At 51.1% G+C, this 13,049-nt stretch carries 12 protein-coding genes; 6 read left to right on the top strand and 6 right to left on the bottom strand.

Annotation, left to right across the window (positions count from 1 at the left end; translation table 11 throughout):
* Nucleotides 1-41: 41 nt before the first annotated feature.
* Nucleotides 42-674: a TetR/AcrR family transcriptional regulator gene (locus OIM03_01945; GenBank protein ID HJI73035.1), complete on the bottom strand. Its 633-nt coding sequence runs from the start codon at nt 672-674 to the stop codon at nt 42-44.
* Between the two features lie 214 nt (nt 675-888).
* Nucleotides 889-2,550 carry a ribonuclease J gene (locus tag OIM03_01950; protein HJI73036.1) on the bottom strand — a complete coding sequence of 554 codons (1,662 nt, stop codon included), beginning with the start codon at nt 2,548-2,550 and terminating at the stop codon, nt 889-891.
* A 311-nt stretch (nt 2,551-2,861) separates the two neighbouring features.
* Between OIM03_01950 and OIM03_01955 the strand changes: the two genes are divergently transcribed.
* The 4 genes from OIM03_01955 (at nt 2,862) to bcp (ending at nt 6,929) form a co-directional block, all read left to right on the top strand.
* Nucleotides 2,862-3,818 carry a YybS family protein gene (locus tag OIM03_01955; GenBank protein HJI73037.1) on the top strand — a complete coding sequence of 319 codons (957 nt, stop codon included), beginning with the start codon at nt 2,862-2,864 and terminating at the stop codon, nt 3,816-3,818.
* 166 nt (nt 3,819-3,984) lie between these two features.
* Nucleotides 3,985-5,970: a DHH family phosphoesterase gene (locus OIM03_01960; GenBank protein HJI73038.1), complete on the top strand. Its 1,986-nt coding sequence runs from the start codon at nt 3,985-3,987 to the stop codon at nt 5,968-5,970.
* Nucleotides 5,967-6,413, top strand: a complete 447-nt coding sequence (gene rplI, locus OIM03_01965) for a 50S ribosomal protein L9 (GenBank protein ID HJI73039.1) — start codon at nt 5,967-5,969, stop codon at nt 6,411-6,413. The genes OIM03_01960 and rplI overlap by 4 nt, the downstream gene beginning before the upstream one ends.
* 51 nt (nt 6,414-6,464) lie before the next feature.
* On the top strand, nt 6,465-6,929 hold the full coding sequence (bcp, locus tag OIM03_01970) for a thioredoxin-dependent thiol peroxidase (GenBank protein HJI73040.1): 465 nt from the start codon (nt 6,465-6,467) through the stop codon (nt 6,927-6,929).
* A gap of 59 nt (nt 6,930-6,988) precedes the next feature.
* On the opposite strand, the gene OIM03_01975 is transcribed toward bcp, so the two are convergent.
* Nucleotides 6,989-7,735 carry a nucleoside phosphorylase gene (locus OIM03_01975; GenBank protein HJI73041.1) on the bottom strand — a complete coding sequence of 249 codons (747 nt, stop codon included), beginning with the start codon at nt 7,733-7,735 and terminating at the stop codon, nt 6,989-6,991.
* Nucleotides 7,736-8,439: 704 nt separating this feature from the next.
* Between OIM03_01975 and OIM03_01980 the strand changes: the two genes are divergently transcribed.
* Together OIM03_01980 and OIM03_01985 are read left to right on the top strand one after the other, a co-directional pair.
* Nucleotides 8,440-9,138, top strand: a complete 699-nt coding sequence (locus tag OIM03_01980; protein HJI73042.1) for a helix-turn-helix domain-containing protein — start codon at nt 8,440-8,442, stop codon at nt 9,136-9,138.
* A 29-nt stretch (nt 9,139-9,167) separates the two neighbouring features.
* Nucleotides 9,168-10,010, top strand: a complete 843-nt coding sequence (locus tag OIM03_01985) for an IS3 family transposase (protein ID HJI73043.1) — start codon at nt 9,168-9,170, stop codon at nt 10,008-10,010.
* Between the two features lie 171 nt (nt 10,011-10,181).
* On the opposite strand, the gene OIM03_01990 is transcribed toward OIM03_01985, so the two are convergent.
* From OIM03_01990 to fliB, 3 genes are read right to left on the bottom strand one after another with little or no spacing between them, the layout of a single operon-like run.
* On the bottom strand, nt 10,182-10,928 hold the full coding sequence (locus tag OIM03_01990) for a nucleoside phosphorylase (GenBank protein ID HJI73044.1): 747 nt from the start codon (nt 10,926-10,928) through the stop codon (nt 10,182-10,184).
* A gap of 15 nt (nt 10,929-10,943) precedes the next feature.
* Nucleotides 10,944-11,915, bottom strand: a complete 972-nt coding sequence (locus OIM03_01995) for a glycerophosphodiester phosphodiesterase family protein (protein ID HJI73045.1) — start codon at nt 11,913-11,915, stop codon at nt 10,944-10,946.
* Complete coding sequence (gene fliB / locus OIM03_02000) at nt 11,908-12,804, bottom strand: flagellin lysine-N-methylase (protein ID HJI73046.1); 897 nt, start codon at nt 12,802-12,804, stop codon at nt 11,908-11,910. Before fliB ends, OIM03_01995 begins: the two co-directional genes overlap by 8 nt.
* Nucleotides 12,805-13,049: the final 245 nt, after the last annotated feature.

The raw sequence follows: 13,049 nt of genomic DNA on the forward strand, positions 1-13,049 counted from the left end.
ATAAGGATGAGCATATGCACATCCTTTTGATGTATATTGGGTCAGGATCCGATCTCCTGCGTATCTGTGAAGGGAGACAGGGTCCCTTTTTCCATGCCCAGAAGCTGCTCGAAAAGTTTCACGGCAATCGTGACGCGGATTTTCATGCTTTCATCCGTCATGGTTTCCTGCGTATCATCAGGCCAGATACCGTCCGTCAGAGCCCAGAAGAAATCCAGACACTCCTCTGTATGTTCTACATGCATGGAGCCTTCCCTGTTTCCCTGAGCAATCATTTCACGGAGCAGGGGATTGAAACGATTGATGATGACACGCTGCCAGAGCTGCGTGACAAGATCCTTGTACTGCTCCTTCCAGAGCTGATCGAACAATGGCTCGATGACGTTTTCCCGGGCAGACATCTGCATAAACAGATTCAGCTTTTCGACGGCACTCATGGATTCGGATTTCTTTACAAACTCAGCAATGAAATCAGAGGTCCAATCCTCGAAGATTTCCTTTAATACAGCATCCTTGGAGGGGAAATAATAGAAAAATGTACCTTTCGCGACTCCGGCTGCCTGGCAGATATCCTGTACCATCGTCTTTTCATATCCATTCTGACTGAACAGCCTGGCCGATATATCTACGAGCTCTTTCCGGCGTTCTTCTGGATCTTTTCTTATCCTGGCCATTTTTTACCTCCCAGCAATGCTATTGACCTTGGTCAGTAAAAGTATAGAAGCTTTTCGTGGAAATGTCAATGATGAAAATTAGAAAGGAAATCCGTATGAAAAACTGCGGAGGAAAGGCGGGCTGGAAGAAACCCTCCCGGAAGCGCCTGCTCCAGCTTTCCCAGAACAATGCATCAAAAAATCCCCCGGAAGGATCCGGAGGATTTCTTTGTTTTTATTTGACTTCCTGAATGATCGGAAGGATCATCGGTCTGCGCTTGGTGCGGTCGAAGAAGTACTTGCCGAGGGAGTCTCTGATCCGGGTCTTGATGGCGTTCCATTCAGTGACGTTGCCTGCTTCGCAGCGGTCGAGGATGGATTCGATGCGGTCTTTGGCTTCGGTCAGGAGGCCTTCGCTGTCTCTGACGTATACGAAGCCTCTGGAAACGATGTCCGGGCCTGCGAGAACCTGGTTGCTGCCTTTTTCAAGGGCGATGACGACGATGACGACGCCGTCCTGCGCAAGCTGCTGGCGGTCTCTGATGACGATATTTCCTACGTCGCCTACGCCTAAGCCGTCAACGAATACGGCGCCTGCCTGGACTTTGCCATTGATCTTCGCACTGCGGTTGGTGAGTTCGAAGACGGAGCCGTTTTCTCCGATGAGGATGTTCTGTTTCTTGACGCCAAGGCTTTCAGCGAGTTCTGCATGGCTGCAGAGCATGCGGTATTCGCCATGGACGGGGATGAAGAATTTCGGATGAACGAGGGAGAGCATGGTTTTCAGGTCTTCCTGGGATCCGTGACCGGAAACGTGGACGCGTGTGTTGTGGCTGGTGACGACGTGTGCGCCGAGACGCATGAGGTTGTCGATGGTGCGGCCTACGCTGTTTTCGTTGCCCGGGATCGGGGATGCAGAGATGATGACGGTGTCGCCGGCATGGATCTGTACCTGACGGTGGCTGCCGTCTGCCATGCGGGAGAGGCCTGCCATCGGTTCGCCCTGGCTTCCTGTGGTGAGGATGCAGATGCGGTCGTCTCTGTAGCGATTGAGTTCTTCCGGTTCAATGAATGTGCCTTCCGGTGCTTTGAGGTATCCCATTTCACGGGCGATGCCTACGACATTGACCATGGAGCGGCCGAAGACGCAGACTTTTCTCTTGAATGCCAGAGCGGCATCGACTGCCATCTGGATACGGGATACGTTGGATGCGAATGTGGCAAGGATGATGCGGCCCTTGGCGTCGGCATAGGAGCTCATGAGAGACTTGGCGACGACGGCTTCGGACGGGGTGTAGCCCGGGTTCTGCGCATTGGTGGAGTCAGCGCAGAGGGCAAGTACGCCTCTGTGGCCGAGCTCAGCCAGTTTGTACATATCGGTCTGTTCTCCATCGACCGGTGAATGGTCGAATTTGAAGTCGCCCGTGTGGACGATGGTGCCGACCGGGGTTCTGAGGTAGATGCCGCAGGAATCCGGAATGGAATGGCAGACGTGGAAGAATCCGAATTTGAACGAACCGGCTTTGAATTCGTCCCCGGATTTCACGACGTGCAGATCAGCGTCATTGACTTTCGCTTCCTTGAGCTTGCCTTCGATGAGGCCGCAGGTGAGGCGTGTCGCATAGACTGGCGCTTTGACATCCCTTAAAAGATAAGACAGGGAGCCGATGTGATCTTCGTGACCATGGGTGATCAGAATCGCCTTGACCTTGTCTCTGTTCTCAATTAAATAGCTGAAATCGGGGATGACGATGTCAATCCCCGGCATGGTTTCATCGGGAAATGCCATGCCTGCATCAATTACGATAATTTCGTCGCCGTAACGGAAGACAGTCATGTTCTTTCCGATTTCCCCTAGTCCTCCCAAGGGAATAATTTGTAATCTGGTTTTGGACAAGAAAAATACCTCCTGTGTGATTTTGTTTCATGCATATGTGGTGTTCCGTATCATAAGCTGAATCAATCGATCAAAAAATACATGATAAAAACATTATATAGATAAAAAAATAAGCCGTTCCATAGTCGTTACTCTTATTATAACACAAGGCATGCAGAGCGATAGTAGAAGAAAAATGAAATTGGAAATACATTTTCATTCCCGTATGCGCAAAATCATGCCTTTTTTCTAAATTTCTGTCATGCAGATTTTTCTTATTTTTATGTTAGAATAGAGGTATCACATTATAGGTTTACAGTAAAGGAGACAGTATGGGAGATTTCAAGGCAGGCAGCACCAACGCGGTCGTATTGGCAGGGATGTGTACGGCTCTGGCCGTAGTCCTTTCTATGATCGGGCTCTACATGCCGCTTTTTTCCACTATCGTATTTCTTTTGATCCCTCTTCCGATCGCATACCTGGGGATGCGCGAGGGGATCCAGTGGTCGGTCATCGTCACGAGCGGGATCCTGATCCTGGACTCGGTTTTCTTCGGCATCGTTTCTGCCGCTTTCCTCTGTGCGATTTTCGGGATCCTGGGCATCGTGATGGGGATCTGCTACAAGCATAAGATTGCGGCATGGAAGGCGCTGATTGCAGGCGCCGTCGTCGTCCTCATCGCACTTGTCGCCGAAGGGCTGGCAGCGCTCTATGTCCTGGGGATTTCCTCTCCGGTTTTAGGCGGGGAAGGCTTCACGCAGATGGAGCAGTCGATGAATGAGATGCTTCCGTCCTTCTATTCGGGCGAAGCGCTACGGCAGGCGCAGGAACGCGTCGATGTCATGATGGAATCCATCAGGAAATCCATTCCCTTTGCCATGGTGGCAGCGTCCTTCTTCTATTCCTGGGCGTCCATGACGCTTGGCAAGATGATTTTCCAGAAGATGGGCATCAAGGATATCCCGATACTTCCGGCTCTGGAACGCTGGGAAATGCCAAGACCGGTTCTTTATGTGTACATCGCCGTCGTCGTGGCAGGGTATTTCTTAAAGCCTCAGGGCATGATGGACTATGTCCTCTACAATGTGGAAGTCGGATGCGTCCTGATCTTCTGGCTGCAGGGGCTTGCGACGCTCTGGTGGATGCCGCATAAGTATCCTAGGGTCCGTCCCTTCTGCGTGCTGATCGTGCTTCTGTCCTTCTTCGTGGGACTTTTCCAGATGATGATGGTCTTCCTTGGAATGGCGGATATGGCGGTCAACTACCGTAAAAAAAGAAATTATCAATAAGAAGTGGAGATGAAGGGGGCTGTCTTATAGGAAACTATGGATCAGCGCCCTTTTATTTGCATTTGAGATGCTTTTCGGGTACGATTAGAGATATCAGAAGGGATAGGGAAACTATCCCCTGCTGGTATGAGCCGCGGCTCAAAAAGGTATAAAAGGGAGAAGCAAAATGCTCGGTGATATTTGGGTTTATAAGAAGACCAGCCGGATTTACATTGCTCTGCTGCTATTGGCAGTTATCATGCTGGCGACCCAGAACTGGCAGCTCGGTGTCCTTCTTTTCATCATCGTCGCAGGATGCATCGTCTATACGAAACGATGCGACCTCACGCAGGAAAAGAAGCTGATGAAGTACCTGGACGATCTGTCGGCTGGTGTGTCGGCCGGGACTGTCTATGCCGTCAAGAACCTGCCTGTCGGGATTGCGATGATGGACAGCGGCAAGGAGCTCGTCTGGACGAATGGTGTATTCCGGAGCTGGCTGGGAGATGATGCGCAGGAAGGCGCAAGTCTCCAGGACCTGATCACAGGTCAGAAAATTTCGAAAATATGGGGCAAGACCGGATGGTTCGACTGCCATGCCAATGGCACGTTTTTCCGCGTTTTCCATAAGTATGTGTCTGACACGGAAGGCATGGAAGACCCCTTCATGGTGCTCTACTTCATGGACCGCACCGATGTGGAAGTGGCTGTGCGCGAATGCGCTGATGCACGCCCTGTCTTCTGCATCATCCGCATCGACAACATGAGCGAAGTCACTTCTGAAATGACGGACGTGGAACGCTCCTCGCTCTCAAGCGATGTCACGGAAAAAGTCCTTTCTTACTTCAATGAGAGGGACGGGTTCATCAAGCAGTACAATAATACGGATTTCGTCGCATGCATTTCGCATAAGGCGCTGGAAGAAATGATGGAGCATAATTTCGACATCCTCGATACCGTGCGTGCCATCCATACCGTCAACCGCATTCCTGTGACGCTTTCCATCGGTGTCGTGCAGATCGACGATACCTTCGCCAAGCAGTATGACGAAGCGCAGGTTTCCTTAGACCTCGCTCTTGGCCGCGGCGGCGACCAGGCCATCGTCAGGATCGGCAAGGACACGAAAGCATTCGGCGGCAAGGCACCGACCTCTGTCAGCTCGACAAGAGTCAGGGTCAGAGTCGTTGCCCAGGCGCTCAAGGAAATCATCGAAGGCGCAGACCTTGTCCTCGTCATGGGACATAATCACGAAGACTTCGATGCGCTCGGATCCGCTGTGGGCGTCACCCACCTTGCGCGTTCCTCGCACATCGATACGCATATCGTCCTTTCCAAGGAAAGAGACACCTGCCGCAAGATGGCAGAAGCCATTGAAAAGAGCGGCGAAGTCGAAGGACTCATCATCGATGCCAGCGAAGCGAAGAGCCTTGTCACAGACAAGACCGTCCTCGTCGTCGTCGATACCCATATTCCGGAACTCGTGGCAGCGCCTGAGCTCCTGAAGAAGGTCAAAAAGAGAGTCGTCATCGACCATCACAGAAGAGCCAAGACTATCATCGAAACGCCTCTTCTGACATACATGGAACCATCCGCATCGTCCGCATCCGAGCTCGTCACCGAACTCATCCAGTACTATGGCGGCGATGAGGAAATGAATGAAATCGAAGCATCCTGCCTCTATGCAGGCATTGTCGTCGACACGAAGAGCTTCACCGTGCAGACGAGCGTCCGTACCTTCGATGCGGCAAGCTACCTCCGCCGCTGCGGTGCGAACACGCAGCTCGTCCACAGGCTCTTTGCCGAAGACATCGGTTTCATCCAGAAGAAAGCGCAGATCCTTGCCCAGATGAAAATCGCCCACGGGTGCATCGCTGTTGCCGAATGCCCCAAGGACGCAGAAGAATCACAGATTCTGGCGGGACAAATTGCCGATTACCTTGTCACCGTGAAGGAAATCAGGGCCAGCTTCGTGTTCTACCACGCAGAAAAAGGCCTCTGCATCTCCGCCCGGTCTGACGGGTCCATCAATATGCAGGTCATCATGGAAGCCGTGGGAGGCGGCGGTCACCAGACCGTAGCCGGCGCCCAGGTCGGTGATGAAGCCGATCAGGAAGCCATCACCAAGACGCTCATCCGTGAGGCCGAAAAACAAATAGAGGAGGAAAAAGAATGAAAGTAGTATTACTGCAGGACGTCAAGAAAATGGGAAAAAAGGGAGACGTCATTGAAGTCTCCGACGGCTACGGCCGCAACGTACTCATTCGCAAAGGCCTCGGCGTAGAAGGCACACGCCAGAACCTCAATACAGCAGCACAGCGCCAGGAAGCCAAGGAATTCAAGAGCCAGGTCGCTGCCGACGAAGCAGTCATCATGGCTGCCCAGCTGAAGAAAGTCAAAGTCGTCATCAAAGTACAGTGCGGCGAAGACGGAAGAGTCTTCGGCTCCGTCACAGGAAAAGACATCAGCGAAGCCCTTCAGGCTCAGTACAAATTCAAACTCGACAAGAAAAACATCCGTCTCGAAAGCCCGATCAAAGCGACAGGCGAATACGATGTCGAAGTCTGGGTACACCAGAACGTCACCAGCACAGTACACGTTTCCGTCATTCCGGAATAAAAAAGAGGGGCCTCGCAGGAGGTCCCTTTTTCTCTAGAAAGGAGAACTATTATGGCATTGGAAATTGGAAAGAAAGCGCCGGACTTCACACTGCCCTCCGACAGCGGCAAAGATGTGTCCCTCTCCGACTACCTCGGAAAGAAAGTCATCCTTTATTTCTACCCGAAGGACAATACCTCCGGCTGCACACTCGAAGCACAGGCCTTCAGGACGCACCTTGCTGACTTCGAGAAACTCGGCTATGTCGTCCTTGGCGTCAGCCGCGACTCCGTCAAGAAGCACTGCAACTTCAGGGACAAGAACGAACTCAACTTCCCGCTTCTCTCGGATGCCGATGAAGTCGTCGTCAACCTTTACGGTGTCCTCAAGGAAAAGAGCATGTATGGCAAGAAGTACATGGGCATCGAAAGATCCACCTTCATCATCGATGAAAAAGGAAATCTCGTAAAAGAATACCGCAAAGTCAAAGCAGCCTCCCACGTGGACGACCTCTTGAAAGACCTCGGCGGGAAATAAGGAAAACCAAAAAAGGCTGGAGCGAAATGATGGTACATTTCGCTCCAGCCTTTTTCTATTTAAATCCTTTTGATAGCCTGGAGAGCCAGATTGAGCGCCGCATTTTTTGCGTCTCTGCCCCATGTGCGGACATCGTGGCTGACAGTGGCCAGGGTGTCTGTCGTGAAGAGGATTTCAGCAAATTCCTTATGCCTGAAACGGGCGCAGGCGGCGAGTGCACTGCAGGCCATATCGACGACCTGGCAGCCCTGTGCCTTCCTCATTTCCACCTTATTCCTTGTTTCACGGAAGAAGGCATCCGTCGTCCATGTCGTGCATGGCTCGACGGAAATGCCCAGGTCCATGAAAAGAGCCTCGATCTTAGAAAGGGGTTTGGGATCGAGCTCTATGAAATGGGAAGCCGGCATGTAATGGGCCGACGTGCCCTCATCTCTATACGCCCTTTCGACAGGGAGAAACGTATTCTCTGGCATGTCGACAAGCGTCCCGCAGCAGGAAATCATGAGCATTTTTTCGACGCCGTACGCAAAGAGCCTCTCCTGCGTGATGACAGAAGCAGGCGCGCCCAATGGCGCCTCCATGACAGCTACATCCTCGCCGTCATCATTGACGATCCAGATCGGGATATTCTTCATCGTCGCAGGCAGGTGGCCGATCAGTTTTCCTCCGCGGCTCTCGATATAGCTTCCAATCCGCGCTTCGGAAAGGAAGGCATAGACAGCCCTTTCGGGCAGATGCAGATCCAGTTTCTCATAATCCGGCGAAATCAGGCCTTCCGACGGATCGAATTCAGTATCCAGACTCATGATAGTGCCTCCTAAGCAGGCAAGGGGACTTCCCGTCCCTCTTCTTATTAGCATATACTTGTTTTATGTTATTATTATATCATTTTAGATAAAATCTCGTAATAAAATATTTCGAATCATATAAAACTTCTTTGATTCAATCAATACTGAGGAGGGAGAGGCGGGGCCGCCGCTAACACTCGCCTTCCCAGACGGGGAAGGGGGACCGCTTCGCGGTGGATAGGGTTGATTACCTCGAGCAAAGCTCGGTTGTATGGTTTTATCATCGTTTCCCTTCTTTATCTGTTGCATGATTTTAATTCATAAGGGATTCTTCTTTCTATATCCCCACGCAAAAAGGGCTGTGACAAAATGTCCAATCATTTCGCCAAAGCCCCTTTTTCTATTGGAATATTCTATTAAGGGATACTAACAAATGTATTTATTGGTCCTATCTGAAAACCTCAAAGGATGCTTCGCCTTTTTAGAAACTGCACCCCTATCGCCCTTCGGGCACTTCCCTCCGTTGGGGGAAGCTCGGCGATGAGAAACAAAAGAAATCAGTTCTTATTTGTTTTGAACTTATATAGCTTTGCTCGAGAACTACTGTATTCCCTGGCTTCGCCAGGACCTTGGTATAATTCAACAAGAAAGACAGAATAATATCATAAATATATTAGGAGGTCATTCTTATGCCATGTAAAACCAAAGCGTCCCCGGAGGAAATGTTAGACCAGATTGCTTCATATCTCTATCAGGGTGTTACGATTACCCAGGCAGCTGAAAATCTTCATATGAGCCGCATAACATTCAGGAAATGGGTCCTCCGGTATAAAGAGGAGGGCTTTAAGGGATTGCGGCCCAGGCAGCATTTGTCTTACTACTCCAATCAGATGAAGATCCAGGCCGTAAAGGAATATCTTAAAGGCGGTGTTTCCATGCTTTCCGTCTGTGCCAAATACAGAATTTCCGGCACACTCTCCCTTAAAACATGGATTGAGGCGTATAATGAGCATAAGTTGACAGACCTCGTTTCTGAAGGAGGAGATCTTATGGGCAAACGCCAGCAATCGGTCAAGGAAGAGCGAGTCAGAATCGTTCAGGAGTGCATCGCCAGTGGATGCGATTATAACAAGATAGCCAAGAAGTACAACATGTCCTACCAAACGCTCTACACATGGGTAAAAAAGTTCAAGGAAATGGGCGAAGTTGGTCTTGAGGATTACAGAGGAAAGCCGATCAGGCTCCAAACGCCCCGGACCGAAGAAGAACAGCTGCGTCAGGAGAATGCCAGACTTCTTGAAGAACAGAAGGATCTTATAGCAGAGATTGCCCTGCTAAAAAAAAAGATGGAGATAGAGGAAAGGTTGCGTTCCTCGAAGGATTCAGCCTTACTCACCTTCTCAGAGATTTTAAAGCCATAAAAGAAGTCCATGAAGAAACCAACATCTCCATAGAAAGTCTCTGCCGACTCTCAAAGGTCTCCCGGGCAGCTTATTACGGATGGCTGAATCATATTAAGAGCGGCCGTGAACTGCTGAGAGAAAAGGTCGCACAGGAGGTCATGAAAACCCATCAGGAATATCCGGATATGGGATACCGCCGGATTAACGATTGGATCAAGAAGGATGACAACATCAATATAAATGTAAGCGACAGTCTGGTTCTTCGTATCATGCGGATACTTAATATTAAGTCCGTGATCAAGTACAAGACCGATGGTTGCACTCGTAACGCAAAGGATCCAAAGTACATTTTTGAAAACCTGCTGAACCGTGACTTTGATGCCGGCGTGTCCAATGCAAGATGGATGACGGATGTCACTGAATTCAAGTACACAACTGCTGATGGAGTTTTGCACAAGTTATATTTAAGCGCGATTATTGACGGCCATGATCGTCGGATTGTCTCTTATGTCATCGGCGACAGGAACAATACTGCACTGGCTTTTGAGACAATGGAAAAGGCACTTAAAGAGAATCCTGGAGAACATCCAATGATTCATACCGACCGCGGATTCCAGTATACAAGCAACGGATTCCATAAGATTGTTGAAAAAGCAGGACTGGTTCACAGCATGTCCCGTGTAGGCTGCTGTGCAGACAACGGTCTGATGGAAGGGTTCTGGGGAATGCTGAAGCGCGAACGTTACTACACACGTAAATTCACCAGCCGTAAAGCAGTGGTAAGCATGATCAACGGCTACATCTACTTCTACAACAACAAACGCATTCAGCGCAAATTACATCTTTTAGCTCCAATGGAAGTATTCAACGCAGCTCCAATGGCTGCATGATTAAGATTAAAGTACGATTAGATTTTTTATGATATTTATTTGTCTGTATTAACAAATCCGCACCACCTTCTCCTTCGGAGCAAGGTTAACACCCTTAAACCTCGCTTCGCTCGAGAAAAGAAAAAAGCAGCGTTTTAACGGATTTTGTCACAGCTCCTTTTTCCATTCATTCTACATCCCCAGTACGGCTTCCATGGCGAGTGCGAGGGAGGCGTTTCTGCTGTCTTTTCCCCAGTTTCTTTCATCGTGCCTCATGGAGGCTAAGGTGTCTGCGGTGAAGAGGATCTGGGCGAAGGTCTTTCCTCTGAATCTGGCGCAGGCGGCAAGGGCGCTGCATTCCATATCGACGGCCTGGCAGCCGGCTTCTTTCACCTGTTCGATCTTTTCCTTCGTTTCGCGGAAGAAGGCGTCGGTGGTCCAGACGGTGCAGGGCATGCAGGGGATATTTCTTTTGGCAAAGATTTCCTCTATATGCGCGAGCGGTTCTTCATCGAGGACGATGGAGTCGGATTCGGGGAGGTAGTGGAAGGAGGTGCCTTCATCCCGGAAGGCTTCCCGGACGGGAAGGAAGGTGTTCTCGGGAAGGTCGGTGAGGGCGCCGCAGCAGCCGACGGCGAGGAGTTTCTCTGTACCGTAGGCAAAGAGGCGCTCTTCCATGAGGACGGCAGCCGGTGCTCCGGCCGGGGCCTGGATGAGGGTGACTTCTTCTTCTCCTATTTTTACGACCCAGACGGGGAAGTTCTTTGTCAGCGACATGAATTTCCCTGCCTGATATCCTTCGTGTGCTTCGGCGAAGGACTGGATATGTCTTTCAGAAAGAAATGCCATGACGGCGTATTCGGGAAGGGCAAGGCCCAGTTTCTCAAAGCCCGGGCTGATGAGCCCTTCTTCCGGATCAAAATCAGTGAAAAGCGGCATGAAAACCTCCTTATATTACAGCATGGTGCCTTCGATGTGGTACGGGCTCTCAGGCGAGGGCGAAAGCGGACGGAGGGGGATGCCCCTTCGTTCCAGAAGCTCTCTTAAGATCCACGGGCGGTCGGAAATGATGCCATCAGCGCCTTTTTCAATCGTTTCCAGCATGTCGTTCCTCGAGTTCACGGTCCAGGGCAGGATCTTCATGCCCAGTTCATGTGCTTCGTAAGCATCTTTTTCCGTGAATTCCCGGAAGTTCGGCGAGAGGATATCAGCTCCCGCTGCATAGGCGCAGGCGGCGATGTGGCCGCTGTAGTCGTGGATGGAAAGGCCTGCCAGCCACGGCGAAGGTTCCATCCGTGTCATGTGGATGGTATCCCCGTCGACCGGACTATCGGGGGACAGCTGGTAGAGGGCGGACGTCCGGATTTCCGGCGCCTCGTCCTTCATGATGCGCAGCGTCCTCCAGTCGAAGGACTGCAGGATGACGCGTTTCTCCATCTTGTACTTGCGTACGATGCGGAGAAATTCGTCGACAAATTTGTGCGGGTCTGCATTGTTCTCATAGAAAGGGCTCTGCGGATCCGGATACGATTTCGTTTCTATATTGAATTCTGTTGTGTTGTGGCCGGTATCGGCCGCAAGCTGGAACATTTCTTCAAGCGTCGGGATTTTGGCGTGGAGCGTAGTCTGCGAGCCGTGAAGGCCGAAGTACTCGCTCTCCGGGTTGATGGCGCCAACGTCAAAGGACTTGATTTCCTCGATGGTCATCAAACGGATGTCATAGATGCCCGTCCGAAGGTAGGAACCGTGGATATCTCTTGTGATATCCGGATTCAGGACCGGATTGTGGCTCATGACGATGCCGTCGCGCGCGAGCTGCATGTCGCACTCGATGTTGGCTCCGATTTCCATGCCATAGAGGTAGGAATACAGTGTGTTTTCCGGGCGCGCGTCTCTCCCTCCGCGGTGAGCCTGGAAATCAAACATCTTTGCCTTCCTCCTCTGCATTGGCGATCAGGTTCAGGAGGATGGCAGGATTTTTCGTGTCATACTCGACCTGTTCCGACCAGCGTGCGGCTGAGCGGATCGGATCATCCGTCAGCGCCGCTTCAAGGAAAATGTATTCGGCGGCGTTGCGAGCAAAGTCCGAAACGGCTGCCATGCCGTACGCATCTGATTCATCGAGCGCCCGGTACCAGATGTACTGGTAAAGGCGGTTGAAGAAGTACGGATCATATTTCGAAAGGTAGGCCCTGGCCAGACGGATGAGCGATTCCGTCCTCCTCGTCATGAGGGACAGGCGGTCCGTCCATGCCTCGTCGATCGGCTCTGTCTTTTCGAGACGCGAAAGAACTGTCTTCACGCGCTTTTCCTCAAGGCTCGGGCGGAAGACGTAGGCAGATGTCTGCATGTCCCAGCCGAGCGCATTCACGAGGTCTTCGAGCGAATAGAAGCCGTCGGCCTTGTCCGCGCGGAAGGTGAGCGAGCCTTTTTCTTCCATGAGCTGCTCGACGGTCCTTTCACAGGAGAGCCCTGTCCCGCAGAGTTCCCAGTCGTCGATGTACTTGAAGAAACGCGGGTGCATCTTGCAGATGTCGCAGAGATAGTCATCGCCCTTTTCAAGGACGAGGCGGCAGAGGCCATCCTTGGTGAGGAAATGGCAGTATCCTTCGTCATTCAGTCTGAAACAGGTGGACCCGTCTTCACTCTTCTGCATCCACTGGGCAAGCTCTTCGCCAAGTGGTCCTTTTTCGCTTCGGTAGCGCGCCTCACTGTCGGGATCGATATCGATTTCCCAGATCTGGCAGCAGGTATGGCTGCAGGCATCCGCCTTGCACTTGAAGTAAGGGAAAAACACCGGATAGATTGACAGCATAGAACCCTCCACTATTTCAACGCATTACGATTTCGATACATAGTCATATATATATTATAATGCAGCGCTCATCGGCACTCAACGATAAATATCAAATTGTCACCCTGAAAAGAGGCGATTTTAGCCGTTAACATTGAGAACGGGCGCGGAAAGGTCTATAATAAAACAAATACGGCCTGATATACGAAAGGAAGACTTTCCGGGAAGGGAAGGCAGGGCCGGTGCAAAGGCTGCGAAGACGGCTG

This window comes from Veillonellaceae bacterium, assembly GCA_025992895.1.
Taxonomy (GTDB): Bacteria; Bacillota; Negativicutes; order Veillonellales; family Dialisteraceae; genus Dialister.